Origin of the sequence: Sphingomonas sp. PAMC 26617 (assembly GCF_000242835.1) — a bacterium.
Taxonomy (GTDB): domain Bacteria; phylum Pseudomonadota; class Alphaproteobacteria; order Sphingomonadales; family Sphingomonadaceae; genus Sphingomonas.
In genome coordinates this window covers 3,203,082-3,223,224 of the sequence record NZ_JH594425.1, presented here as the reverse complement: position 1 = coordinate 3,223,224, position 20,143 = coordinate 3,203,082, and the positions used below count along the sequence as shown (strand labels likewise).

General features: G+C 66.6%; 25 protein-coding genes and 2 tRNA genes. 12 read left to right on the top strand and 15 right to left on the bottom strand.

The features are described 5' to 3' along the window. Nucleotides 1–102 precede the first annotated feature (102 nt). The 3 genes from efp to RH91_RS14125 form a co-directional block, all read right to left on the bottom strand. Nucleotides 103–666, bottom strand: coding sequence for an elongation factor P (efp, locus tag RH91_RS14135; protein WP_010163506.1), 564 nt, complete (start codon nucleotides 664–666; stop codon nucleotides 103–105). 65 nt (nucleotides 667–731) lie between these two features. After that, the gene (locus RH91_RS14130) at nucleotides 732–1,358 is read right to left on the bottom strand and encodes a M23 family metallopeptidase (RefSeq protein WP_010163505.1); all 627 of its coding nucleotides are present in this window, start codon (nucleotides 1,356–1,358) and stop codon (nucleotides 732–734) included. Between the two features lie 16 nt (nucleotides 1,359–1,374). Next, on the bottom strand, nucleotides 1,375–2,301 hold the full coding sequence (locus tag RH91_RS14125; RefSeq protein WP_010163504.1) for a L,D-transpeptidase family protein: 927 nt from the start codon (nucleotides 2,299–2,301) through the stop codon (nucleotides 1,375–1,377). Nucleotides 2,302–2,504: 203 nt separating this feature from the next. Here RH91_RS14125 and RH91_RS14120 point away from each other — a divergent pair, with 203 nt between their 5' ends. Further along, on the top strand, nucleotides 2,505–3,029 hold the full coding sequence (locus RH91_RS14120; protein ID WP_010163503.1) for a DUF882 domain-containing protein: 525 nt from the start codon (nucleotides 2,505–2,507) through the stop codon (nucleotides 3,027–3,029). 1 nt (nucleotide 3,030) lies between these two features. On the opposite strand, the gene RH91_RS14115 is transcribed toward RH91_RS14120, so the two are convergent. From RH91_RS14115 to RH91_RS14095, 5 genes are read right to left on the bottom strand one after another with little or no spacing between them, the layout of a single operon-like run. Beyond that, a complete protein-coding gene (locus tag RH91_RS14115) occupies nucleotides 3,031–3,303 on the bottom strand; it encodes a type II toxin-antitoxin system RelE/ParE family toxin (protein WP_010163502.1) in 273 nt (90 codons plus the stop codon). Further along, complete coding sequence (gene relB / locus RH91_RS14110) at nucleotides 3,281–3,475, bottom strand: type II toxin-antitoxin system RelB family antitoxin (protein ID WP_010163500.1); 195 nt, start codon at nucleotides 3,473–3,475, stop codon at nucleotides 3,281–3,283. The genes RH91_RS14115 and relB overlap by 23 nt, the downstream gene beginning before the upstream one ends. Before the next feature lie 32 nt (nucleotides 3,476–3,507). Next, entirely contained in the window at nucleotides 3,508–4,191 is a 684-nt protein-coding gene (thiE, locus tag RH91_RS14105; protein WP_010163499.1) for a thiamine phosphate synthase, read from the bottom strand. Beyond that, nucleotides 4,181–4,630, bottom strand: coding sequence for a hypothetical protein (locus tag RH91_RS14100; RefSeq protein WP_010163498.1), 450 nt, complete (start codon nucleotides 4,628–4,630; stop codon nucleotides 4,181–4,183). Before RH91_RS14100 ends, thiE begins: the two co-directional genes overlap by 11 nt. Before the next feature lie 40 nt (nucleotides 4,631–4,670). Next, complete coding sequence (locus tag RH91_RS14095; RefSeq protein WP_029623879.1) at nucleotides 4,671–5,579, bottom strand: class I fructose-bisphosphate aldolase; 909 nt, start codon at nucleotides 5,577–5,579, stop codon at nucleotides 4,671–4,673. A gap of 136 nt (nucleotides 5,580–5,715) precedes the next feature. Here RH91_RS14095 and RH91_RS14090 point away from each other — a divergent pair, with 136 nt between their 5' ends. Together RH91_RS14090 and RH91_RS14085 are read left to right on the top strand one after the other, a co-directional pair. Continuing rightward, nucleotides 5,716–6,912, top strand: coding sequence for an MFS transporter (locus RH91_RS14090; protein WP_010163496.1), 1,197 nt, complete (start codon nucleotides 5,716–5,718; stop codon nucleotides 6,910–6,912). A 53-nt stretch (nucleotides 6,913–6,965) separates the two neighbouring features. After that, nucleotides 6,966–7,472, top strand: a complete 507-nt coding sequence (locus RH91_RS14085; RefSeq protein WP_010163494.1) for a TlpA family protein disulfide reductase — start codon at nucleotides 6,966–6,968, stop codon at nucleotides 7,470–7,472. Between the two features lie 28 nt (nucleotides 7,473–7,500). Here RH91_RS14085 and RH91_RS14080 read toward each other — a convergent pair whose 3' ends face one another. The 3 genes from RH91_RS14080 to gap are packed head-to-tail and all read right to left on the bottom strand — an operon-like array spanning nucleotide 7,501 to nucleotide 10,168. Continuing rightward, the gene (locus RH91_RS14080) at nucleotides 7,501–8,694 is read right to left on the bottom strand and encodes a phosphoglycerate kinase (protein WP_029623878.1); all 1,194 of its coding nucleotides are present in this window, start codon (nucleotides 8,692–8,694) and stop codon (nucleotides 7,501–7,503) included. A gap of 5 nt (nucleotides 8,695–8,699) precedes the next feature. Further along, complete coding sequence (locus tag RH91_RS14075) at nucleotides 8,700–9,158, bottom strand: MOSC domain-containing protein (protein ID WP_010163489.1); 459 nt, start codon at nucleotides 9,156–9,158, stop codon at nucleotides 8,700–8,702. Next, complete coding sequence (gene gap, locus RH91_RS14070) at nucleotides 9,158–10,168, bottom strand: type I glyceraldehyde-3-phosphate dehydrogenase (RefSeq protein WP_010163488.1); 1,011 nt, start codon at nucleotides 10,166–10,168, stop codon at nucleotides 9,158–9,160. The genes RH91_RS14075 and gap overlap by 1 nt, the downstream gene beginning before the upstream one ends. A gap of 168 nt (nucleotides 10,169–10,336) precedes the next feature. On the opposite strand from gap, the gene RH91_RS23195 reads away from it, so the two are divergent. The 4 genes from RH91_RS23195 (at nucleotide 10,337) to RH91_RS14050 (ending at nucleotide 12,221) form a co-directional block, all read left to right on the top strand. Continuing rightward, entirely contained in the window at nucleotides 10,337–10,672 is a 336-nt protein-coding gene (locus RH91_RS23195; RefSeq protein WP_232283513.1) for a hypothetical protein, read from the top strand. After that, complete coding sequence (locus tag RH91_RS14060; RefSeq protein WP_010163486.1) at nucleotides 10,672–10,971, top strand: cell division protein ZapA; 300 nt, start codon at nucleotides 10,672–10,674, stop codon at nucleotides 10,969–10,971. The genes RH91_RS23195 and RH91_RS14060 overlap by 1 nt, the downstream gene beginning before the upstream one ends. Nucleotides 10,972–11,430: 459 nt before the next feature. Then, complete coding sequence (locus tag RH91_RS14055) at nucleotides 11,431–12,012, top strand: 5-formyltetrahydrofolate cyclo-ligase (protein WP_010163485.1); 582 nt, start codon at nucleotides 11,431–11,433, stop codon at nucleotides 12,010–12,012. Further along, nucleotides 12,009–12,221: a DUF2842 domain-containing protein gene (locus tag RH91_RS14050; RefSeq protein ID WP_010163484.1), complete on the top strand. Its 213-nt coding sequence runs from the start codon at nucleotides 12,009–12,011 to the stop codon at nucleotides 12,219–12,221. The genes RH91_RS14055 and RH91_RS14050 overlap by 4 nt, the downstream gene beginning before the upstream one ends. Nucleotides 12,222–12,277: 56 nt before the next feature. On the opposite strand, the gene RH91_RS14045 is transcribed toward RH91_RS14050, so the two are convergent. The 3 genes from RH91_RS14045 to RH91_RS14035 all read right to left on the bottom strand — a co-directional run bounded on the left by RH91_RS14045 (nucleotide 12,278) and on the right by RH91_RS14035 (nucleotide 13,765). Continuing rightward, nucleotides 12,278–12,354: transfer RNA gene (locus RH91_RS14045), tRNA-Asp, on the bottom strand. 78 nt (nucleotides 12,355–12,432) lie between these two features. Then, a tRNA-Asp gene (locus RH91_RS14040) sits at nucleotides 12,433–12,509 on the bottom strand. Nucleotides 12,510–12,532: 23 nt separating this feature from the next. Beyond that, entirely contained in the window at nucleotides 12,533–13,765 is a 1,233-nt protein-coding gene (locus RH91_RS14035) for an AI-2E family transporter (RefSeq protein WP_010163483.1), read from the bottom strand. 54 nt (nucleotides 13,766–13,819) lie between these two features. On the opposite strand from RH91_RS14035, the gene RH91_RS14030 reads away from it, so the two are divergent. From RH91_RS14030 to RH91_RS14015, 4 genes are all read left to right on the top strand, one after another. Beyond that, nucleotides 13,820–15,301, top strand: a complete 1,482-nt coding sequence (locus RH91_RS14030) for an FGGY family carbohydrate kinase (protein ID WP_010163481.1) — start codon at nucleotides 13,820–13,822, stop codon at nucleotides 15,299–15,301. A 148-nt stretch (nucleotides 15,302–15,449) separates the two neighbouring features. Then, the gene (locus RH91_RS14025; protein ID WP_010163479.1) at nucleotides 15,450–16,841 is read left to right on the top strand and encodes a carbohydrate porin; all 1,392 of its coding nucleotides are present in this window, start codon (nucleotides 15,450–15,452) and stop codon (nucleotides 16,839–16,841) included. A gap of 134 nt (nucleotides 16,842–16,975) precedes the next feature. Further along, complete coding sequence (locus RH91_RS14020) at nucleotides 16,976–17,161, top strand: hypothetical protein (RefSeq protein WP_010163477.1); 186 nt, start codon at nucleotides 16,976–16,978, stop codon at nucleotides 17,159–17,161. Nucleotides 17,162–17,378: 217 nt separating this feature from the next. After that, nucleotides 17,379–18,311, top strand: coding sequence for a glycosyltransferase family 2 protein (locus RH91_RS14015; RefSeq protein ID WP_138995638.1), 933 nt, complete (start codon nucleotides 17,379–17,381; stop codon nucleotides 18,309–18,311). Between the two features lie 438 nt (nucleotides 18,312–18,749). On the opposite strand, the gene RH91_RS14010 is transcribed toward RH91_RS14015, so the two are convergent. After that, the gene (locus tag RH91_RS14010; protein WP_232283512.1) at nucleotides 18,750–19,802 is read right to left on the bottom strand and encodes a hypothetical protein; all 1,053 of its coding nucleotides are present in this window, start codon (nucleotides 19,800–19,802) and stop codon (nucleotides 18,750–18,752) included. A 51-nt stretch (nucleotides 19,803–19,853) separates the two neighbouring features. Here RH91_RS14010 and RH91_RS23190 point away from each other — a divergent pair, with 51 nt between their 5' ends. After that, nucleotides 19,854–20,081: a hypothetical protein gene (locus RH91_RS23190; RefSeq protein WP_232283511.1), complete on the top strand. Its 228-nt coding sequence runs from the start codon at nucleotides 19,854–19,856 to the stop codon at nucleotides 20,079–20,081. Nucleotides 20,082–20,143: the final 62 nt, after the last annotated feature.

Below are 20,143 nucleotides of genomic sequence, written 5' to 3'. Positions count from 1 at the left end.
CGGGGAGAGGGGCAGTACAGTGCGGTGCGCTACGATACTGCCCCTCTCCCGTCCTCGCTTCGCTCGGCCACCCTCTCCCCTGAAGGGGAGAGGGAGAAGGCGTTACTCCGCGCGCTTCACATAGGTCTGTTCGTAGACGTCGACGACGATCCGCGTCCCCGCGCCGATATGCGGCGGGACCATCACTCGGACGCCATTCTCAAGGATCGCGGGCTTGTAGCTCGACGAGGCGGTCTGCCCCTTCACGACCGCATCCGCCTCGACGATCAGCGCCTCGATCGTGTCGGGGAGCTGGACCGAGATCGGACGCTCCTCCCACAATTCCATCACGACATCCATGCCGTCCTGCAGGAACGCCGCCGCATCACCGAGGATATCCGCGTCGAGCGTGATCTGTTCGTAATTGACCTTGTCCATGAAGGTCAGCGTGTCGCCCTCGCGGAACAGGAACTGGAAGTCGACCGTGTCGAGCCGCACCTTCTCGAGGCTCTCGGCCGAGCGGAAGCGGACGTTGTTCTTGCGGCCGTCGATGAGGTTCTTCAGCTCGACCTGCATGTAGGCACCGCCCTTGCCGGGCTGCGTGTGCTGGATCTTCACCGCACGCCAGATGCCGCCTTCATATTCGAGAATGTTGCCGGGACGGATTTCGACCGCGTTGATCTTCATGGGGTGAGCCTGCGTTGCAAAGAGCCAAGCGACGCCCCGTTTGCGAGGCACCGTGGCGCGAGGCCTTAGCCGGGCAGCGGCGCGCCCGCAAGATAGGGGAACGGATCGACGTCGGTCCCCTCATACCAATGCTGGGCTGGATCGGTACGGGTGAGCCCGAAATGCAGGTGGTAATTCCCTGCCCCCGCGTTGCCGGTGTCGCCGACATAGCCGAGCAATTGCCCGGTCGTGACTGGCTGGCCTTCGTGCAGGCCGGGTGCATACCCCGCCAGATGCGCGTAATAGAGCGTCCAGGTCCGCGACGGGGATCGGACGTACACCGTCGTCCCGCCCGCCGCGCTGTCCCACAACTTCTCGACCACGCCAGGTGCGGCCGCGACGACCGGCGTGTTCGCGGCCCCCATCACGTCCGTGCCGTGATGCTCCCGCTCGCCGTTCTCGCGCGGATCGCCCCACGAGTCGCTGATGTCGCCGCGCCGTACGCCCGACACTGGGACTGCCAGGACGACCGAACCACCCCGCCCCGCGCCGATATCGACCGGCTGCGGCTGACCACGGACCGCGAGCCGCAACCGCGCGATCGGCCCAGCGCGCGTGCCGCCCGGCGCATCTGGCAGGAACACCAGCGCCGCCACCCACAGGCCGACGACCCCGAGCAGCAGGGCAACGACGATCAAACCTACCTTCTTCATCCCCCCGCGTCCCGGATCAGCTCTGGAACACGGCTGGCGTTCCCGCCTTGACCATCATCGCCAGGCGGGCGGCATCCCAGTTGGTCAGGCGGATGCAACCATGGCTCTCCGCGCGGCCGATCGTCTCGGGCGACGGCGTGCCGTGGATGCCGTAATGCGGCTTGGACAGGTCAAGCCAGACCACGCCGACCGGACCGTTCGGCCCCGGCGGCAACAGCGCCTGCTTGGAGCCCTTCTTGGCATCCCAGAACAGCGTCGGGTTATAGTGGAACTCCGGGTTGTAGCTTGGCCCGAGCACCTTCCACGTGCCGATCGGCAACGGATCGTGCGTGCTGCCCATCGTCGCCATGAACTGCGCGACGAGCTTGCCGTCCTTGTCGAGAACGCGAAGGACTTCCCTCGACTTGGAGACGACGATCTTCGCGCCCTGCGGCTGCGTCGAGTCGACATTGAGGTCGCTCAGCGTCTTGCGCCACGCCTCGGGCAATTTGGGATCATAGGCGCGCTCGGTCGTGATGGCGTTAGGGACGACAATCTGCGTCCCGGCGGTCAGCTTCGTGTCCGGGCTGTTGAGCTCGATCAGCACTGCGGGCGTGGTGTGGAACATCTCGCCCATCTTCTCCATTACCGACTTGTAGCCGAGTGCGGGCAGCTTCGACTGGAGCGCCGGGTCCTTGGGGAACGGGTTGGTGAACGGTCCCGTGAGGATGTCGTTGGTCAGCGTGATCTTCTGCGTCGGCCGAAACGCGCGGTGCGGGTACAGCGCCTTCAACGTCGGCTGATCGAGCTTACCGGTCTTCGGCAGGCCCTGGACTTCCTGGAAGCCCGTGACTGCAGCAACCAGTGACTTGCCTTCCCGCCCGTCGAGCACGCCCGGCGAGAAACCGAGATGATCGAGGATGACCTGTGCATGGAGAATCGAGAGATCCAGCTTCGTCTGCATGGCGGGAGCCGGCAACGGCGCTTTGGTTCCCGCCGCGCTGGCGGCAACGAGACCAACCGGGGCCAACGCCAGACAAGCGACGCCGGCAAAGGTTTTGAGCACGGTTTCAGTCTCCTACATGCAAATCCATGCAGATAACGACAGACCGGGACGTTGGGTCCGTTACGACTTCGAAATGTAGCGCGCTGTTTTCGCGACGCGCCTTGATCGGCGGCGCGATCGCCGGAGGTGCCGCCCTGGCGCTGCCCTTGCCCGCGATGGCGGCAGGGATCGAATGGCGTCTCGCGATCCGCAACGTCCACACCAACGAAAGCGTCGATGCCGTGTTCGCGCGTTCGGGCCGGTTCGTGCCGGCCGGACTCGCCGAGTTGAACCACGGCCTGCGCGACTGGCGCACGGGTGATTCGATCGGCATGGATCGACGCCTGCTGGCGCTGCTCGTGTCGCTGCGACAGAAGCTGGAGCTTAGCGGTAACCGCAAGATCGACCTGATCTGCGGTTATCGCTCGCCGCAGACCAATGCGAAGCTCCGCGCCCGCGGCGGGGCGCACAGCGGGGTTGCGAGCCAGAGCCAGCACATGCTCGGCAAGGCGACCGATATCGTGGTGCCCGGCGTGTCGCTCGACCGGTTGCGCGGCGCGGCGCTTGCCCTGGGCGGGGGTGGCGTCGGCTATTATCCGCGCGACGGGTTCGTCCATGTCGATACCGGGCGCGTGCGGCACTGGTAGGTCAAGGGTAGCATTGCCGGGCATGGATGATGGTCAGGATCGTCACCACGCCGTCGCCCACCCGGTAAATGACTATGTAATTGCGGTGAATAACCGCCTCTCGGGTGTCTGGCATTCGGCCCGGCCGATACAGCAGCGGTCGCCCCACCAGTGTTTCCACAGTTCTGTCGATAAGCGCTTCCATACGATCCGCAGCGCTCGGATTGCGTTCGGCGAGATACTCTACAATCGCTTCTACGTCCCGGCGCGCCTTAGCCCGCCAGACGAGTCGCACCGTTTTTCTTCCGATCGATAATCTCCCGAATGCTGGCCATCACTTCTTCGTGAGGAACGTCTGGTTCCGTAGAATCGAGTGCAGCCTGCACCTTGGCGCGAAACCACCGGTCATACGCCGCCGCATCTTCCGGCGTTTCAAAGTCGGGCTCGGTTGTGGAGAGCTTAGCCATGCGCAAACCCTAACACGAATCGCCCCTGCGCTCTAGCGCTTCAGCACCTCCGCGAAAGCCTTGACGGCAGCCGCTTCGTCCCCGCCCCAGACGCCGTGCGACACCGCGAGGAAGTCCGCGCCAGCCTTGACCAGCGGCGCGGCGTTGCTCGGCGTAATTCCGCCGATCGCGACGCAGGGCAGTTCGAACACGGTCGACCACCAGCTCAGCAACACCGGGTCGGCGACATGCTCCGCGACCTTGGTCGTCGTGGGGTAGAAAGCGCCGAACGCGACATAATCCGCGCCCCCTTCCCCCGCTTCCATCGCCAGATGGCGGCTGGCGTAACAGCTGATACCGATCTGCGCCGTAGCCCCGAGCTCGCTCCGCGCCTCCTGCGGATCGCCATCGTCCTGACCGAGATGCACACCGTCCGCGCCGAGGCGCTTGGCGAGCGCGATACTGTCGTTGACGATGAAGGCGACGTCCGCATCCGCGCAGATCCGTTGCAGCGGCTCGGCGAGCGCGGCCGCGGCATGCTGGTCGATGTCCTTGACGCGGAACTGGAACGCCGCGACCGGCCCGGCGTCGAGCGCGCGTTTCAGCCGGTCGGCAAATCCCCCGGTGACGTCGAGCGGGGAGACGAGGTACAGCTGGCACGGCGGCCGGCGATAGTCGCGCTGGAACTGCGCACCGAAATTGGGGTCGAGCGGGCCGAGGGGGTCTTCAATATCCATGCGCTGCCGATAGCGCCGAGATCGCGGCATGGAAAGCCGCGGGATCGTCAAGCTTGTGCGCAACCGCGAGGATCGGTTTACCGCTACGGAGTGCCACCGGCTTGGAGAGATCGAGGAACACGTTCGGCCAGCTTGCCAGCGCGAGGTTGACGACACCGGGTCGCTTCAATGCTGCGGCATCCCATGCCGTTCGCAAACCGGCGATGCTGGATGTCGGGACGGCAATCCGCTTCAGGCTTCCGGCGCGGAGCGTGAGAACCCCATCGGCGAGCGTTACCGGCAACCGCCTGAACGACCGCAAGAGCAGGACGAGGCCGACCACCACGGCCAAATCGAGCGCGCCGCCGACGATCGCAGCCGTCGTTCCGAACAGCCCGACGACGACGAGATGCACGACCAGCAGTTCGACGACCGCCAGTCCCAGGAGAACGCCTACCACCGGGCCGAGGCTCCGGTGATAGGCGAACGCCTGCGCGTCCTTACGCTTCGCCCTTGTAGATCGCGATGATCTTGCCGAGCATCTCGAGCGCTTCGTCGCGCGGGCGCTGGAAGGTGTTGCGACCGATGATCGAGCCATTGCCCCCGCCCGCGAGAATGTCGCGCGCATCCTGGTAGACCGCGTCTGCGCCCTTGGCCGCGCCGCCCGAGAAGACGACGATCCGGCGTCCCGCGAAGCTCGACTGGACGACATGTTTCACGCGGTCCGCCTGGTTCGACCAGTCGGTGCCCTCGTACATCGGCTTGGCTTCCTTCTGCTCGATATGGTCGCTCGGCAGCTTCACCTTGATGATGTGCGCGCCCAGCAGCGCCGCCATGTGCGCCGCATAGGCACCGACGTCGAGCGCGAGCTCGCCCGACTTGGGGAGAATCCCGCCGCGCGGATACGACCAGATCACGGTCGCGATCCCGACCGACTTGGCCTCCGCCGACATCTCGCGGATCTGGCCGATCATGTCGAACAGGTCGTCGGAGCCCGGATAGATGGTGAAGCCGATCGCCGCGCAGCCGAGCCGAACCGCGTCCTCGACCGAGCCGGTCACCGCCTGGTTCGCGCCCTGCGCCCAGCTGTTCGAGCTGTTGACCTTGAGGATCGTCGGGATCTGCCCGGCGAAGGTCATCGCGCCAGCTTCCAGCATGCCGAGCGGTGCGGCATAGGCCGAGAGCCCCGCGTCGATCGCAAGCTGATAGTGGTAATGCGGGTCGTACGCCGGCGGATTGATCGCAAAGCTGCGCGCCGGGCCATGCTCGAACCCCTGGTCGACCGGCAGGATGACGAGCTTGCCGGTGCCGCCGAGATGGCCGTGCATCAGGATGCGGCCGAGGTTGGCCTTGGTTGCGGGGCTGTCCGACTCATACTTGTCGAGAATGGCTTTGACGGCAGGCGTCATGGTCTGGATCCTCTTCATTCGTAGTTTTCGGGCGTGATAGTCAGCCGCATGCCGGACTGCAACGCGCCATTCCGGCGTCCGGGCGATTGCACGCGGCGCACTTGCTTTTTACGCTACGGCAAGGCTTTCGGTCCGAATGAGCCATCCCGACACCCACGATCTTTCCCCCGCGGTCACGCTGTTGATGGCGGTCGCGTGCGGCGCGATGGTCGCGAATCTCTATTATGCGCAGACGCTGATCGAGACGATCGGTCCCGACATCGGGCTATCGCCGGGCCTGGCGGGGGCGATCGTCACGCTAACCCAGCTCGGCTACGGGCTCGGGCTCGCCTTCATCGTGCCGCTGTCGGATCTGGTCGAGAACAAGCGGCTGATCCTCATCGCGACGGTCGGCGCGGTGCTCGGCTGCGTCGGGATCGCGATGGCGGAAGGACCGATCACCTTCCTCGCCGCCGCGCTCGTGACGGGTGTCTGCTCGGTCGGCGCGCAGGTGCTGGTGCCGCTCGCCGCCAAATTGAGCAGCCGGGAACGGCAGGGCCGCACGATCGGGCTGGTGATGAGCGGGCTGCTCACCGGCATCATGCTCGCGCGGCCCGTCGCCAGCTTCGTTGCTGGGCTCGCCGGATGGCGCGCGATGTTCTACGTGTCGGCCGGGGTTACCGCGCTCGTCGGCGTCGCGCTGCTGCTGATGCTACCCGCGCGCCGTCCGGACAGCACGTTGCGCTACGGCGCATTGCTGGCTTCGTCCTTCGACCTGCTCCGGCGCTACCCGATGCTGCGGTTGCGTGCGGCGTATCAGGCGTTGCTGTTCATCGCGTTCAACATGTTCTGGACTGCCGCACCGATCGTGTTGACGCAGCGCTTCGGGCTGGGGCCGAACGGCGTCGCGCTGTTCGCGCTCGCCGGTGCCGGAGGCGCGCTGGCCGCGCCGATCGCCGGGCATTTCGCCGACAAGGGCCGTGCGCGCGCGACCACGCTCGGGGCGCTGGTGCTGCTGACGCTGTCGTTCCTGGCGACCGACATGGTCGTCGCGGCGGGCAGCGTGATCGCCTTCGCGCTCGGCGCGGTGCTGATCGACGCGGCGGTCCAGCTCAACCAGATCTCCGGGCAGCGAATCATCTTCGGGCTCGACCCGGCCGCGGGCGGGCGGATCAACGCCGCGTACATGACGATCGTCTTCCTGTTCGGCGCGACAGGATCGGTGATCGGCAGCGCGAGCATCGCGGCGGGAGGCTGGACGCTGACCAGCCTGATCGGCGCGGGGATCGGGGGCGTGGCGCTGGGGCTGTACGCGCTGTTCGACCGTTCCAAGGAAAAGGTCGCAAGGCATTGACCTAGCGGCATTCGTCTCCCACGCTGCAGGCTTTGGTCAATGGGGGCATTGATATGCAGGGGTTCGGAAAGATTGCACGGGGTGCCGCACTCGCATGCGCGGCACTGGGGCTGATCGGGGCGAAGGCGCCGAAGGTCGGCGACGACGCGCCGCCGTTCGTCCTGACGCTGGTCGATGGCAGCAAGGTCTCTTCCGACCAGCTGCGCGGACAGGTCATCGTGCTCAACTTCTGGGCAACCTGGTGCGGTCCGTGCAAGGCCGAACTACCGCTGCTCGACGCCTATTACGACCTGCAGAAGTCGCACGGCCTCAAGGTCTATGCAATCGCGACCGAGGATTCGGTCCCGATTTCCCAGATGAAGAAGCTGTTCGCGCAGTTGCACATCTCGCCGGCGCGGGCGGTCAAGGGACCGTATCAGACGCTGGGCGCGGTCCCGACCAACTACATCATCGATCGCGCCGGACGGGTCCGCTACGCCAAGGCCAGCGCTTTCGGGCTGGACGAGTTGAACAGCGAGCTCGTGCCGCTGCTCAAGGAGCGCGTACCGCCGGCCGGTTGAATCGGCCAGACGGTACGGTAGCAGAGGGTCAGCCGCGCGCGAGCGCCGCGACGCCGGGCAGGTCCTTGCCTTCCATCCACTCCAAGAACGCGCCGCCTGCAGTCGAGACGAAGGTAAAGTCGTCCGCCACGCCCGCCTGATTGAGCGCGGCAACCGTGTCCCCGCCCCCTGCGACCGACACGAGCGACCCGCTCTTGGTCAGCGCCGCCGCGGTCTTCGCCAGCGCGACCGTCGCGGTATCGAACGGCGGCGTCTCGAATGCGCCGAGGGGGCCGTTCCACACCAGTGTCCGGCAGTTCTTGAGCACGTCGGCCAGCGCCTCGGTCGCGGCCGGTCCGACGTCGAGGATCATCTCGTCCGCCGCAACCTCATGCACGTTGACCGTGCGGATCGGCGGGTTGGCACGGAATTCTTTCGCGACGACCACGTCATAGGGCAGATGGATCGTGCAATTCGCGCTGTCCGCCGCGGCGAAGATCTCGTCCGCGGTGCCGGTCAGCTCATGCTCGCATAGCGACTTGCCGACGTTGACGCCGCGCGCGGCTAGGAACGTGTTTGCCATCCCGCCGCCGATGATGAGGTGATCGACCTTGGTGACGAGGTGCTTGAGCACGTCGAGCTTGGTCGAAACCTTCGCCCCGCCGACGACCGCCGCGACCGGATGCTCGGGGTTGCCGAGCGCCTTGTCGAGTGCGTCGAGCTCCGCTTCCATCGCACGTCCGGCAAAAGCAGGCAGCTTGTGCGCCAGTCCCTCGGTCGAGGCATGCGCGCGGTGCGCAGCCGAGAAGGCGTCGTTGACGTAAAGGTCGCCAAGCGACGCGAACCGATCGACCACCGCCGGATCGTTCTTTTCCTCGCCACCAAAGAAGCGCGTATTCTCGAGGATCGCGACGTCGCCGGGTGCAAGCGCGGCAACCGCCGCCGCATCGCCTTCCCAGTCGACATATTTGACCGGCCGCCCGAGCACATTGGCATAAGGCTCGACCAGTTGCTTGAGCGACAGTTCGGCTGAAGGCGTGCCCTTGGGCCGCCCGAAATGCGCTAGGATCAGGACGATCGCGCCCTTGTCCGCCAGCTCGGTCACGGTCGGCAGCGTCGCGCGCAACCGCGTGTCGTCGCTGACCGCGCCGTCCTGCATCGGCACGTTGAGATCCTCGCGCACCAGCACGCGCTTGCCGCGTACGTCGCCGATATCGTCCAGCGTCTTGAAGGCCCGTGTCATGTCCATCACTCTCCAAGAATCAAAATCGTGTCGCCGACGCGGATCGTCCCGCCGACCAGGACGCGCGAGCATGCGCCGCCGCGCCAGTCGACCATCATCGCCGCGCGCAGGCCCGGCGCGAGCGCTTCCATCCGTTCGCACGGATCGGTCTCGCGCGTGATCATCAGCTCGACCGTGTCGCCGATCCGCAGCCGCGTGCCCGGCACCTGCGGCAGGTCGAGTCCCTCGACCAGCAGGTTGGCGCGTCGCGCGGACCAGGGCAGACTATGCCCGACCTCGGCCATCGCGGCGGCCCAGTCGCCTACCTCGAGCAACGTCACCTGCCGCCGCCCCTTGCCGCCGGGCTTGATCGTCCCGCGAAAGTCGCCGTGGAGACCACCGTCCAGCGTCACTTCGACGTGGTCGATGGTCTCCATCGGTCCCTTGGGCCGACCATGGCGAGCGATCCCCGCCAGCGTCCCCATCAGAGGAACTTGCCCATCGCCCCCGCGGTATCGACCATGCGGTTCGAGAACCCCCACTCATTGTCATACCAGCTGACGACGCGGACGAGCTTGCCGTCGAGCACGGCGGTCTCGAGGCTGTCGATCGTCGACGACGCGGGCGTGTGGACGATGTCGATCGAAACCAGCGGCTCGTCTGAATAGACCAGCACGCCCTTGAGCGGACCACTCTCCGACGCAGCCTTGAGGATCGCGTTGACCTCTTCCTTGGTCGTGTCGCGCTTGGGCATGAAGGTCAGGTCGATCAGGCTGCCGTCCGGCACGGGAACGCGGATCGCCGAACCGTCGAGCTTGCCCTTGAGCTCAGGCAGAACCTCCCCGACCGCGCGCGCGGCACCGGTGGTGGTCGGGATCATCGACATGGCGGCGGCACGCGCGCGACGCAGATCGGGGTGGATCTGGTCGAGGATCTTCTGGTCGTTGGTGTACGCATGGACCGTCGTCATCAGCCCGCGCTCGATCCCGATCGCATCGTTGAGGACCTTGGCGACCGGCGCGAGGCAATTGGTGGTGCATGACGCGTTCGAGACGATCGTGTGCCCGGCTTCGAGCTTGTCGTGGTTGACGCCGTAGACGACCGTCAGGTCGACGCCCTTGCCGGGTGCCGAGATCAGCACGCGCTTGGCGCCCGCATCGAGATGCTTCTGGCAGCTCTCGCGATCGGTGAAGAAGCCGGTGCATTCGAGCACGATGTCGATGCCCTGCTCGGCATGCGGCAGGTTGGCGGGGTCACGCTCGGCGGTGACGCGGATGCGCTTGCCGTCGACGACCAGGTCGTTGCCCTCGGCCGAGACGTCGCCCGGATACCGTCCGTGGACCGAATCGCGGCTGAACAGCCATGCGTTCGACTTGGCGTCGGCGAGATCGTTGATCGTGACGAGCTCGAGCCCGCTGTCGGACCGCTCCAGAATCGCGCGCGCGACGAGGCGACCAATGCGCCCGAAACCGTTGATCGCTACCTTGACCGTCATCGTGATGCGCTCCTCAAGCTCTTGCTCGGCGCGGCACGGGCCGACGCCGACTCTAATTGCACGAGCGCGTCTTTGCGGGGCGCAAGCCAGCGCGTCAACCGCCCGGCATGACGCAAACCCGTCACAAATGCGCCTTGTAGCGGGACGGTCCCATGCTATCTCGCGACGATGGCAGACCCCATCGCCACCCAGGCACCCCCCGCAGTATCGCCCGATCGTACCCCCCAGCCCCCCGTTCCCACGGCAGAGCCGGGGGCGCCGACCTCGCTTTCGCCCGAAGATACGCAAAAGCGGATGATCGACCGGATCGAGGATGCGCTCACGCGGATCGACCTTGCCACCCGCAAGCGGGCGGAGGCGCTGTCCCGGATGGAGCAGCGCCACGGCGCGTTGCGCGAGCGGATGACCCAGACGGTCGCAGCGCTCGATACGGTCCTCGCTGCGGCCGACGCGGCGAGTCCCGCAGAACCCGCTCCCGATGCCGCCGAAGAGGGAGACGCCTGATGGCCGAAGTCACGCTCACGTTCGGCACGCGCCGTCACACCGTCGCCTGTCCCGACGGGCAGGAGGAGCATTTGCGCAGTCTCGGCGCGATGCTGGCCGCGAACTATGCGGTCGCCGAAAAAGCCTCGGGCGGACTCAGCGGCGAGCGCACGATGCTGTTCGTCGCGCTGATGCTCGCGGACAGCCTCGACGAGGCCAATCGCCGCCCCGCCCCGTCCCCCGCCGTCTCTCATGACGAGGTGCTGCTGGGGTTGATCGCGGAGCAACTCGAAATGCTCGCGCACCGGCTTGAGCAATAAGCCGCAAGCGCCTATATCAGTAGGTGGCGGGCACTGCCCGGTACGAGCCTTTATTATCCCTGAGGCTATTCTTCATCCAAGGGGGTTGTCCCTGCCCGGGCCCTGGCCCGACGCACATGATCCCCACCTGACGTACCGTGCGTCAGAGGATAACCCGGCACACGGCCACGGCGGTCCCGCCACCCGCTTTCGATATCGCGTCCGCCCGCCTCGATGTGGGCGTCGAGGCGAAGCAGTGCGCCGATCGACGCTTGCCGCAAACACGCCGTCGCGGTGATAGCGCCCCCCCTCTCAGCGCCGTCATTCTGAACTCGTTTCAGGATCCACCGTGCCGCTGATCCTGCCGCCGGACGAGCGCGCACCCTGGTGGACTATGAAACGAGGTCAGGGTGACGAGGTGCAGAGGGTCGGGCGCGACGCTATCGACGCCCAACGCGGCTTCGGCCTATCACCGGCCGGATGACGCCCCCAGCCACCCCCGCAATCGACAAACCCGCACTCCGCGCGAAGATCCGCGCCACGCGCGACGCCTTCCACGCCGCCAACGCCCCCGCGCTCACGCCGCCCGCGCCGTTCCTCGCGCTGCTCGCGCCCGGCCGCATCGTCACCGCCTACATCCCCGTCGGGAGCGAGGCCGACCCCGCCCCGCTCGCCCGCGCCGCCATCGCCGCAGGCTGCCGCATCGCACTCCCGCACGTCACCACGCGCGCAGCACCGATGCGCTTCCTCGCCTGGCATCCCGACGACGCCCTCCACCCCGGCCCGTTCGGCCTCAGCCAGCCGCACCGCGAATCCCCCGCGCTGGCTCCCGACGTCATCCTCGCCCCGCTGCTCGCGTTCGATGCGAAGCTCGACCGGCTCGGCCAGGGCGCGGGCTATTACGACCGCGCGTTCGCCGCCTTCCCGGAGGCACGGCGGATCGGGGTTGCGTGGAGCGTGCAACAGGTCGACACCCTGCCGACCGATGCGTGGGACATGCCGCTCCACGCGATCATTACCGAAAATGGATGGATTGCCCGACCGATGGACCGAGCAGAATGACCCCGAGCTGGCGCAAACCCGTAGGCATGCTCGCGATTCTCGCGCTCGTCACGATCTGGTGCGTGCTTGCCGCGAGTCTGTCGGGCGTGGTCGGCGGATGGCACCCGCTGCTGCAGGCGCTTTATTATCTGGTAGCGGGTATCGCGTGGATCTGGGTGTTGCCGCTGCGGCGCATGCTGGCATGGATGGAAACCGGCCGCTGGAACTGAAGGGCTTGTCGCGCTGAACGGGCCTCGGCCCAGAGCGCCATTCCCCGTAAGAGGAATGGCGCGAGTGACGGGGCTCGAACCCGCGACCTCCGGCGTGACAGGCCGGCGCTCTAACCAACTGAGCTACACCCGCGCAGATCGGACCCGAAGGGCCCGAGATACCGGATCATGACACTTCCCGTACCATTCTGCACCGAAAAAATCGGGGGAATGGCGCGAGTGACGGGGCTCGAACCCGCGACCTCCGGCGTGACAGGCCGGCGCTCTAACCAACTGAGCTACACCCGCTTGAGAAGCGTGAGGCGCGGCTCCTAAGCGACCCCCCCTACCCTGTCAACAACCGTTTCTGCATCGGTCGCGGTTGTCGCGAAATTCGGCTGGCTGCGCTTGGTCAGCGTACCGTGTTCGAACAGGAAACCCGCGATATCGGGCTTGCCCGCCGCGCGCACCACGGTCTGCAGGATAATCAGCAGCGGCACCGCGAGCAGCGTCCCCGCCGTTCCCCACACCCACGACCAGAAGCTGATCGAGACGAGAATCAGGATCGGGTTGATCGTCAGGCGATGCCCGACGATCAGCGGCGTCACCGCATTCGCCTCGATGAGATGGCACCCCATCATGATGAACGCGGGAAGCAAGGCGACCCAGATGTCGTGGAAGGTCATCAGCCCGCCCAGCGCGAGCAGCCCGGCCGCCGCGATCGGCCCGAAATAGGGGACGTAGTTGAGCAATGCGACGATCCCGCCCCACATCAGCGGGTACGGCATCCCCATCACGTACAGCACGCCCGCGATCAGCACGCCCAGCGTGAAGTTGATGATCGTGATCGTCCCGAGATAGGCCGAGGTGTCGTCGACCACGTTCTGGATCACGCGCGCGGTCGCCATCGCACCGCCGAAGCTCGACCGGCTGGTGATCGTGCGCTTGCGCATCCGGGTCCAGCCCGAGAGGAAGAAATACACCACCAGCACCCCGAAGAACACCTGGATGATGACCGAGGGCGCGGACGTGGCGGCGAGTTCGAGGATCGAACTGGGGGGCGCGACCGCCGCGGTCTGCGGCGACTTGACCGGGCCCGACGCCGCAAGATGCTGGACCGTGCGGTTGAGATATTTCTCGAGGCTCGAATAGAGATCGATCAGCGGCGCGATGTTCATCTGGATCCGGTCGATCCGCTCGGGCAGCCGGCGGAAGAATTCGGTCGCGGGCACGATGATCGCCGCGAGCGCGACGTTCGCCGCGACCAGGAACAACAGCACGCAGGTCAGCGCCGCGAGCGCGGAGGGCACGCGCCGCCGCTCGAGCCATTCGAGCACCGGCACGAGCGAAATCGCGATCACCAGCGCCGCCGTCGTCGGCAGGAAGAACTCCGCCCCCGCCTTGAGCGCGAACGGCATCGCCATCGCCAGCCCGACCCCCGCGGTCAGCGTCAGCGCCGCCAGCAGCCGGTCGCGCCTGAGCCCGATCCGCGCCTCGTCCTCCGGTTCGCCGTCCGGTGACGCCAGCCCGAAGGCGCCCGATGTGTTGTCGTCTCGTTCCGCCATGCGGACGACCCTAGCGGCATTCCCTCGTTCCGCAATCGGCGCTAGCGTATCGCGATGTCAGATCTGATCCTGGTTATCGACGAAGGCACCACGTCGACCCGCGCGATGCTGTTCCAGCACGATGGCACCTGCATCGCGACTCGCGCGGCGGAACTGACCCAGCATTATCCAGAGCCTGGCCGGGTCGAGCATGACGCCGCCGAAATCTGGGAGCGCACGCTCGCGGTGACGCGCGCGGCGATCGCGGAGGCTGGCGGCGCTGAACGAATCGCCGCGATCGGGATAACCAACCAGCGCGAGACGGTGGTGTTCTGGGACCGCGAGACCGGCGAACCGCTCGCCCCCGCGATCGTCTGGCAGGACCGCCGCACCGCGCCGACCTGCCGCGCGATGAAGGAGGCGGGGCATGAAAGCATGGTCCAGGCCAAGACCGGCCTGCTGCTCGACCCCTATTTCTCGGGCTCCAAGATCGGCTGGGCAATGCAGCACTGGCCCGCGGTGCGCGACGCGGGCGACCGGCTTGCGGTCGGCACGGTCGAGAGCTGGCTGATCTGGAAACTCACCGCGACCGACGGGCGCGGCGGGCTCCACATCACCGATGCGACCAACGCCAGCCGCACCGCGCTGATGGCGATCGGCAGCGGGAACTGGGACGACGGGCTGGTCGAACTGTTCGGGGTACCGCGCGGCGCGCTCCCCGAGATCGTCGATTGCGCGGGGCAATTTGGCGAAACCACCCTGTTCGGCCCCGCGATCCCGATCTGCGGGATCGCGGGCGACCAGCAGGCCGCGACGATCGGGCAAAGCTGCCTCAAGATCGGGCAGACCAAGGCGACCTTCGGGACCGGCGCGTTCGTGCTGAGCCAGGCCGGACCGATCCCGCCGACCTCGCGCAACCGGCTGCTCTCGACGATCGCGTGGCAAATCGGCGGGCGACGCTCCTATGCGCTCGAAGGCTCGGTGTTCGTCGCGGGGTCGCTGATCAAATGGTTGCGCGACGAGATCGGGCTGATCGGCACCGCTGCCGAATCCGAAGCGCATGCGCATAGCGTGGCGGACAATGGCGGCGTCTACCTCGTCCCCGCGCTGTCCGGCATGGGCGCGCCGTGGTGGGAACCCGATGCGCGGGGTGCCTTGTCCGGCCTGAGCTTCTCGACCCGCAAGGCGCATATCGTCCGTGCCGCGCTCGAGGCGATGGCGCATCAGGCGCACGACCTGATGACCGCCTTTGCCGCCGACGGGGTCGACTGGGCGTGCGTGCGGATCGACGGCGGGATGGTCGCCAACAACTGGATGGCGCAGGACATGGCGGACATGCTCGGGATCGACGTCGAACGCCCGAAGTTTGCCGAGACCACCGCGCTGGGCGCGGCGATGCTCGCGGGGGTCGGCTGCGGCTGGTTCGACAGCCTCGAGGCGGCGAGCGCGATGCGCGGCGCGGTCGAGACGTTCTCACCGACGCTGGACGAGGCTCCGCGTCAGGCGCGCCTGGCGGGCTGGAAACGCGCGGTCGAGGCGGTGATCGCCGGCGCGTAAGCCGACCGCCTCGGGCATCCGCTGAATGCCCGTCCCGGCCCGCCTGCCCGACCGGCATTCCGGCTTTGACCGGTCGAGCGCCCCCGGCTAGGCGCGGCGGCGAGTCGGGGTACGGCGGTGTCGTCGCCGTTGCGGCAAGGGGTGCGTCATGGTTCATCAAGCTCTGCGGCTGCTCCGGCAGGCGGCACCGTTCGCGCTCGCGCTCGGCGCGTCTCCGGTGTTCGCGCAGGCGGGTTCCTCCGCGACCGCCGGTTCCGCGCCGGTTGTCGCCAAGCCCGCAGCACCTGAGGCTGACCCCGGGCAAGAGACGATCGCGCTCCATGCGCAATTCACCTTCGTCGGACAGGCGAACGCGGCGTTCCGCGCCCCCTCGGATGGCCCCAACAGCCTCAAATCGGGCGGCGATGCGCGCGAGACGACCGATTTCACCGTTTACGCCGGGGTACGCCCCTGGACGGGTGCGGAGCTCTGGATCAACCCCGAGATCGACCAGGGCTTCGGCCTTGCGAACACCCTGGGCGCGGCGGGCTTTCCCAGCGGCGAGGCGTATAAGGTCGGCAAGCGCGCGCCCTATTTCCGGCTGCAACGCCTGTTCCTGCGCCAGACCATCGCGCTGGGCGGTCCCGCCGAACCGGTCGCGGGCGATCTCAACCAGTTCGGTGGCGCGCGTACTGCGAACCGGGTCGTGCTGACGCTCGGCAAGATCAGCGTCGGCGATATCTTCGACACCAACAGCTACGCGCACGACCCGCGCGCGGACTTCCTCAACTGGACCGTGATCGAGGCAGGCGCGTTCGATTATGCCGCCGATGCATGGGGCTACACCACCGGCGGCACCGCGGAACTGTATCGCGGGCGGTTCGCGGTGCGCGCCGGGCTGCTCAACCTGTCGACCGTCCCCAATAGCGAACGGATCGATACCGGCTTGCGCCAGTATGAGCTGGTCGGCGAGATCGAGGAGCGCCACACGATCGCCGGGCAGCCGGGCAAGCTCAAGCTGACCGGCTTCGCCAACCACGGCCGCATGGCGCGGCTGGCGGAGGCGACCGCGCTTGCGGCGACGACCGGCCTGCCCGCCGATCCCGCGCCGCTCCGCCGCTTCGCGACCCGCGCGGGGGTGAGCGTCAACCTCGAACAGGCGCTCGGCCCCGATCTCGGGCTGTTCGCGCGGGCGGGCCTTGCCGATGGGCGCTACGAGGCGTTCGAATTCACCGATGTCGACCGCAGCGTCTCCGCGGGCGTATCGATCGCGGGGCACCGGTGGCACCGCGCGGACGATCGCGTCGGCGTGGCGCTGGTCGTCAACGCCGCCTCGACCGCGCGCCAGCGCTTCCTTGCGGCGGGCGGGCTCGGCATCCTCGTTGGCGACGGCAGCCTCCTCCACCCCGCCAGCGAAGACATTGCCGAGATCTATTACGACATCGCGCTCGTCCATGCCGCGCATCTCACCGCGGATGTCCAGGCGATCGACCATCCGGCGTACAATCGGGATCGCGGACCGGTCGCGGTGATCGGCCTGCGGCTGCACGGACAGATCTGACCGCGCCGCGCGACCGCCGGACGGGCGCGTTTCAAGGCCCCTGCACCGCACCGGGCTTGCGTCGCCCGGCAGCCGGAACCTATTGCGCGGCCGAGCCTTTTTGAATTCCCATCTGAGCGACCCGTACCACGACCATGCTGACCAAGACCAACAGTTCCGAGTCCCGTTCGACGCGATTGCACCGCGAGGCGATGAATTGCGTGACCTTCGCGGTCCGCGAACGCGACGAGAGCCACGCTGCCGAATTGATCGACGAGGCGATCCGGCTCAAGCGGCGGTCGACCGAACTTGCTCCGCCGGTCGACCCCGCGCAGGACTGACAAAACGAACGCCGCTCCCAACCGGGCACCACCCGGGCGGCCGTGTATGGGCCCGGCACGATTGCGTGGCCCATCACGGGACAGACCGATCCTTCGATCGCGAATCGCGGCCGGAACCTGCTTTTGTGCGGTGGCGTAATCCAAATGGACCGGCTATCGCGCGAATCGAATGCATTAGGACGCCGATGCGTCGCAGCCAGAACAGATGGAGTTCGCGATGACCGCGCCAAAGATTGCCGTTCTTCTCCCGTGCTATAACGAAGAGGCGGCGATCGCCCAGACGGTCGCGGGGTTCCGCGCCGCGTTGCCCGACGCGACCATCTACGTGTACGACAACAACAGCAAGGATCGCACCGTCGCGGTTGCCGAAGCCGCGGGCGCAATCGTCCGGCGCGAACGGATCCAGGGCAAGGGCGCGGTCGTCCGCCGGATGTTCGCGGACATCGATGCCGACGTCTATGTCATGGCGGATGGCGACGCGACCTACGACGCGGCGTCCGCGCCCGCGCTGGTCGCCAAGCTGGTCGACGAGCAGCTCGACATGATCGTCGGTTCGCGGATCAGCGAAGTCCAGGAATCGTACCGGCGCGGGCATCGCTTCGGCAATGCGCTGCTGACGGGAATGCTGGCGAAGCTGTTCGGGCGGTCGTTCACCGACATCCTGTCGGGCTACCGCGTCTTCTCGCGGCGCTTCACCAAGAGCTTCCCGTCGCTGTCGGCCGGGTTCGAGATCGAGACCGAGATCAGCGTCCACGCGCTCGAGCTCAAGATGCCCGTCGCCGAGATCGAAACGCCCTATTACGCACGCCCCGAGGGCTCGACCTCGAAGCTGTCGACCTACCGCGACGGCTGGCGGATCCTGCGGACGATCATGACGCTGTACCGGATCGAGCGCCCCGTCCTGTTCTTCGGCGCGATCGCCGCGGCGTTCCTGCTGATCGCCGCGATCCTGACGATCCCGCTGGTCGTGACCTATGCGCAGACCGGGCTCGTCCCGCGCTTCCCGACCGCGATCCTGATCTCGGGGATCATCATCCTCGCGGCGCTCAACCTGTTCACCGGGTTGATCCTCGACACGGTCGTGCGCGGGCGGCTCGAGGTTCGCCGGCTGGCGTATCTGTCCTATCCTGCACCGGGCGCGCGCGGCTGAGGCGCTACAGCGCGACGATTTTCCGGCAGAGGGTGCCGGAATAAGTCTTAGCCCGGAGAGCATCAAGCGGAACCGGGAGGGCGGCGATGCGGCATGCTCTCCGGGCTAAGGCGCGCTTGGTGTCGGATCACAATAAAGGACCCGCTGCCGGAACGCGCTCCACCTGCCGACAATTGGTCGCGGGGCGTTGGACGTTGAGCCAACGCCGCAAGCGCGGCGCTCGCGGAGGGACCGCGTGGACCGGATCAGCGATGCGATGCCCCCGGTGTCGTCGCGGCGCTTTAGCTAGCGAACCTTCCCCGAGGAGCACGGTCTACCCGGTACCATTTCGACCGCTTGGAAACCCGGCGGTCGCGCGGAAACGTGCCCACGGATACAACGGAAACCGAACGGACAAAAGGTCGAGCCGTCCTGTTCGGCATGGCCCCGGCAACGGCGCTATTGCGCCGCCGGCCGGGACCTCGACAACACCCAGCCGACGATCCGCCGGACGAACTCGATCGCCATGAAGATCGTTATCCCGTGGATGAGATAATGGTAACGAAGAACCGGCTGAACCACGGCATAGGTCACCGCCGGAACCAGGACCATGATGGCAGGATAGAAATACGGTCCGCGCCATCTAAGCAGCCCGAAGAGCGCGCCGAGCAGGCCCAAAGCCGAGAAGAGATACACGAGCATCAACTTCAACTTCATCGTTCGGGTCGGGAAGTTGACGTAGATATTCCACTGCCATTCGGGCGGAAAATAGAACTGTACCACATGCCGAAGGCTCAACGCGGCGAATTGGGTCGGGTGCGCCGCGATCCAGGCCTTCGCCTCCGCGCCGAGCTTGTCGGCATAGATCCGTTCGCCCCCCATCGCCTGCATGGTGTCGAACGCGCGCTGGCTTTCCTGCGGATGGATTTCGCGAAGCCGCTCGAGCATCACGGTCTTCTGGTCCCGGTTGCTGACCGCACCGGGATGGTTCGCCAGCGCCAGCTCCATCCCCATGTTGCTGCGCAACGGAATGAACCGGCCGAACGCTTCGTAATTGCGGATCGTCCACGGCGCCAGCACGACGGCAAGCACCACCGCGCCCGCCGCGATGTAGCGCGGCCATTCGCGGATCGACCGATGGCGGAACAACCAGACCGCCAGCATCGCGAACCCGGCAAGGCCCGCTGCCGGGTTCAGGAAGAACAGGAACGACCCGACGAGGCTGGAGACAACCCAGGGCCGGATCGTCTGCGGCCCCGGCTGTTCGGGACGCGTCACGCAATACAGCAAGAGTGCGCTGAAGAAGCTGGCAAGCCCGCCCTCCCAGATCCGGAAGGTGACGATCTCCAGTTGCGGGAACAAGGGGACGAGGCAGAATGCGGCGAGCGCTGCCAGCCGCCATATCGGCGTCATGCCGATGTGCCCGAAACTCAGGAAGAGGAGATAGGCGGCAGCCAGAACCGTGATGACTGCGGTGGAACTCAGAATGAAGTCCGACACCGCGGAATTCATGCCGAAGATCCGGTAAACATAGCCCGCGTAAAGGACGAGGACAGGCGGCAGATGCGCGGTAAGGCCACTCCCCTTCTCGAAGGCATCAGCGATGGTTCCGTTTCGCGCCACGGACTGGGCTACATTGAGCGCTTCGCCGCCGACGTATTGATCCTTTGCCCTGACCGCGAGCCACCAGACGCGCTCGAACAGCCCGACAAGAAGGATCAGATGCGCTATTCGCCTATAGTTGCCTTCTACTATTTGGATTATACGCACCATTTCGACCACCAACGCTGAATACTGAAACAGAACACGCAGAAACGCTACCATCGAACCGATAGGTATAGTTTCTCCATATA

What these genes read in the sequence shown, in the direction of transcription:
- efp (WP_010163506.1), bottom strand. Translation starts at nt 666, where the DNA reads ATGAAGATCAACGCGGTCGAAATCCGTCCCGGCAACATTCTCGAATAT.
- RH91_RS14130 (WP_010163505.1), bottom strand. Translation starts at nt 1,358, where the DNA reads ATGAAGAAGGTAGGTTTGATCGTCGTTGCCCTGCTGCTCGGGGTCGTC.
- RH91_RS14125 (WP_010163504.1), bottom strand. Translation starts at nt 2,301, where the DNA reads ATGCAGACGAAGCTGGATCTCTCGATTCTCCATGCACAGGTCATCCTC.
- relB (WP_010163500.1), bottom strand. Translation starts at nt 3,475, where the DNA reads ATGGCTAAGCTCTCCACAACCGAGCCCGACTTTGAAACGCCGGAAGAT.
- thiE (WP_010163499.1), bottom strand. Translation starts at nt 4,191, where the DNA reads ATGGATATTGAAGACCCCCTCGGCCCGCTCGACCCCAATTTCGGTGCG.
- RH91_RS14095 (WP_029623879.1), bottom strand. Translation starts at nt 5,579, where the DNA reads ATGACGCCTGCCGTCAAAGCCATTCTCGACAAGTATGAGTCGGACAGC.
- RH91_RS14090 (WP_010163496.1), top strand. Translation starts at nt 5,716, where the DNA reads ATGAGCCATCCCGACACCCACGATCTTTCCCCCGCGGTCACGCTGTTG.
- RH91_RS14085 (WP_010163494.1), top strand. Translation starts at nt 6,966, where the DNA reads ATGCAGGGGTTCGGAAAGATTGCACGGGGTGCCGCACTCGCATGCGCG.
- RH91_RS14080 (WP_029623878.1), bottom strand. Translation starts at nt 8,694, where the DNA reads ATGACACGGGCCTTCAAGACGCTGGACGATATCGGCGACGTACGCGGC.
- RH91_RS14075 (WP_010163489.1), bottom strand. Translation starts at nt 9,158, where the DNA reads ATGGGGACGCTGGCGGGGATCGCTCGCCATGGTCGGCCCAAGGGACCG.
- gap (WP_010163488.1), bottom strand. Translation starts at nt 10,168, where the DNA reads ATGACGGTCAAGGTAGCGATCAACGGTTTCGGGCGCATTGGTCGCCTC.
- RH91_RS23195 (WP_232283513.1), top strand. Translation starts at nt 10,337, where the DNA reads ATGGCAGACCCCATCGCCACCCAGGCACCCCCCGCAGTATCGCCCGAT.
- RH91_RS14060 (WP_010163486.1), top strand. Translation starts at nt 10,672, where the DNA reads ATGGCCGAAGTCACGCTCACGTTCGGCACGCGCCGTCACACCGTCGCC.
- RH91_RS14055 (WP_010163485.1), top strand. Translation starts at nt 11,431, where the DNA reads ATGACGCCCCCAGCCACCCCCGCAATCGACAAACCCGCACTCCGCGCG.
- RH91_RS14050 (WP_010163484.1), top strand. Translation starts at nt 12,009, where the DNA reads ATGACCCCGAGCTGGCGCAAACCCGTAGGCATGCTCGCGATTCTCGCG.
- RH91_RS14035 (WP_010163483.1), bottom strand. Translation starts at nt 13,765, where the DNA reads ATGGCGGAACGAGACGACAACACATCGGGCGCCTTCGGGCTGGCGTCA.
- RH91_RS14030 (WP_010163481.1), top strand. Translation starts at nt 13,820, where the DNA reads ATGTCAGATCTGATCCTGGTTATCGACGAAGGCACCACGTCGACCCGC.
- RH91_RS14025 (WP_010163479.1), top strand. Translation starts at nt 15,450, where the DNA reads ATGGTTCATCAAGCTCTGCGGCTGCTCCGGCAGGCGGCACCGTTCGCG.
- RH91_RS14020 (WP_010163477.1), top strand. Translation starts at nt 16,976, where the DNA reads ATGCTGACCAAGACCAACAGTTCCGAGTCCCGTTCGACGCGATTGCAC.
- RH91_RS14015 (WP_138995638.1), top strand. Translation starts at nt 17,379, where the DNA reads ATGACCGCGCCAAAGATTGCCGTTCTTCTCCCGTGCTATAACGAAGAG.
- RH91_RS14010 (WP_232283512.1), bottom strand. Translation starts at nt 19,802, where the DNA reads ATGAATTCCGCGGTGTCGGACTTCATTCTGAGTTCCACCGCAGTCATC.
- RH91_RS23190 (WP_232283511.1), top strand. Translation starts at nt 19,854, where the DNA reads ATGCGCGGTAAGGCCACTCCCCTTCTCGAAGGCATCAGCGATGGTTCC.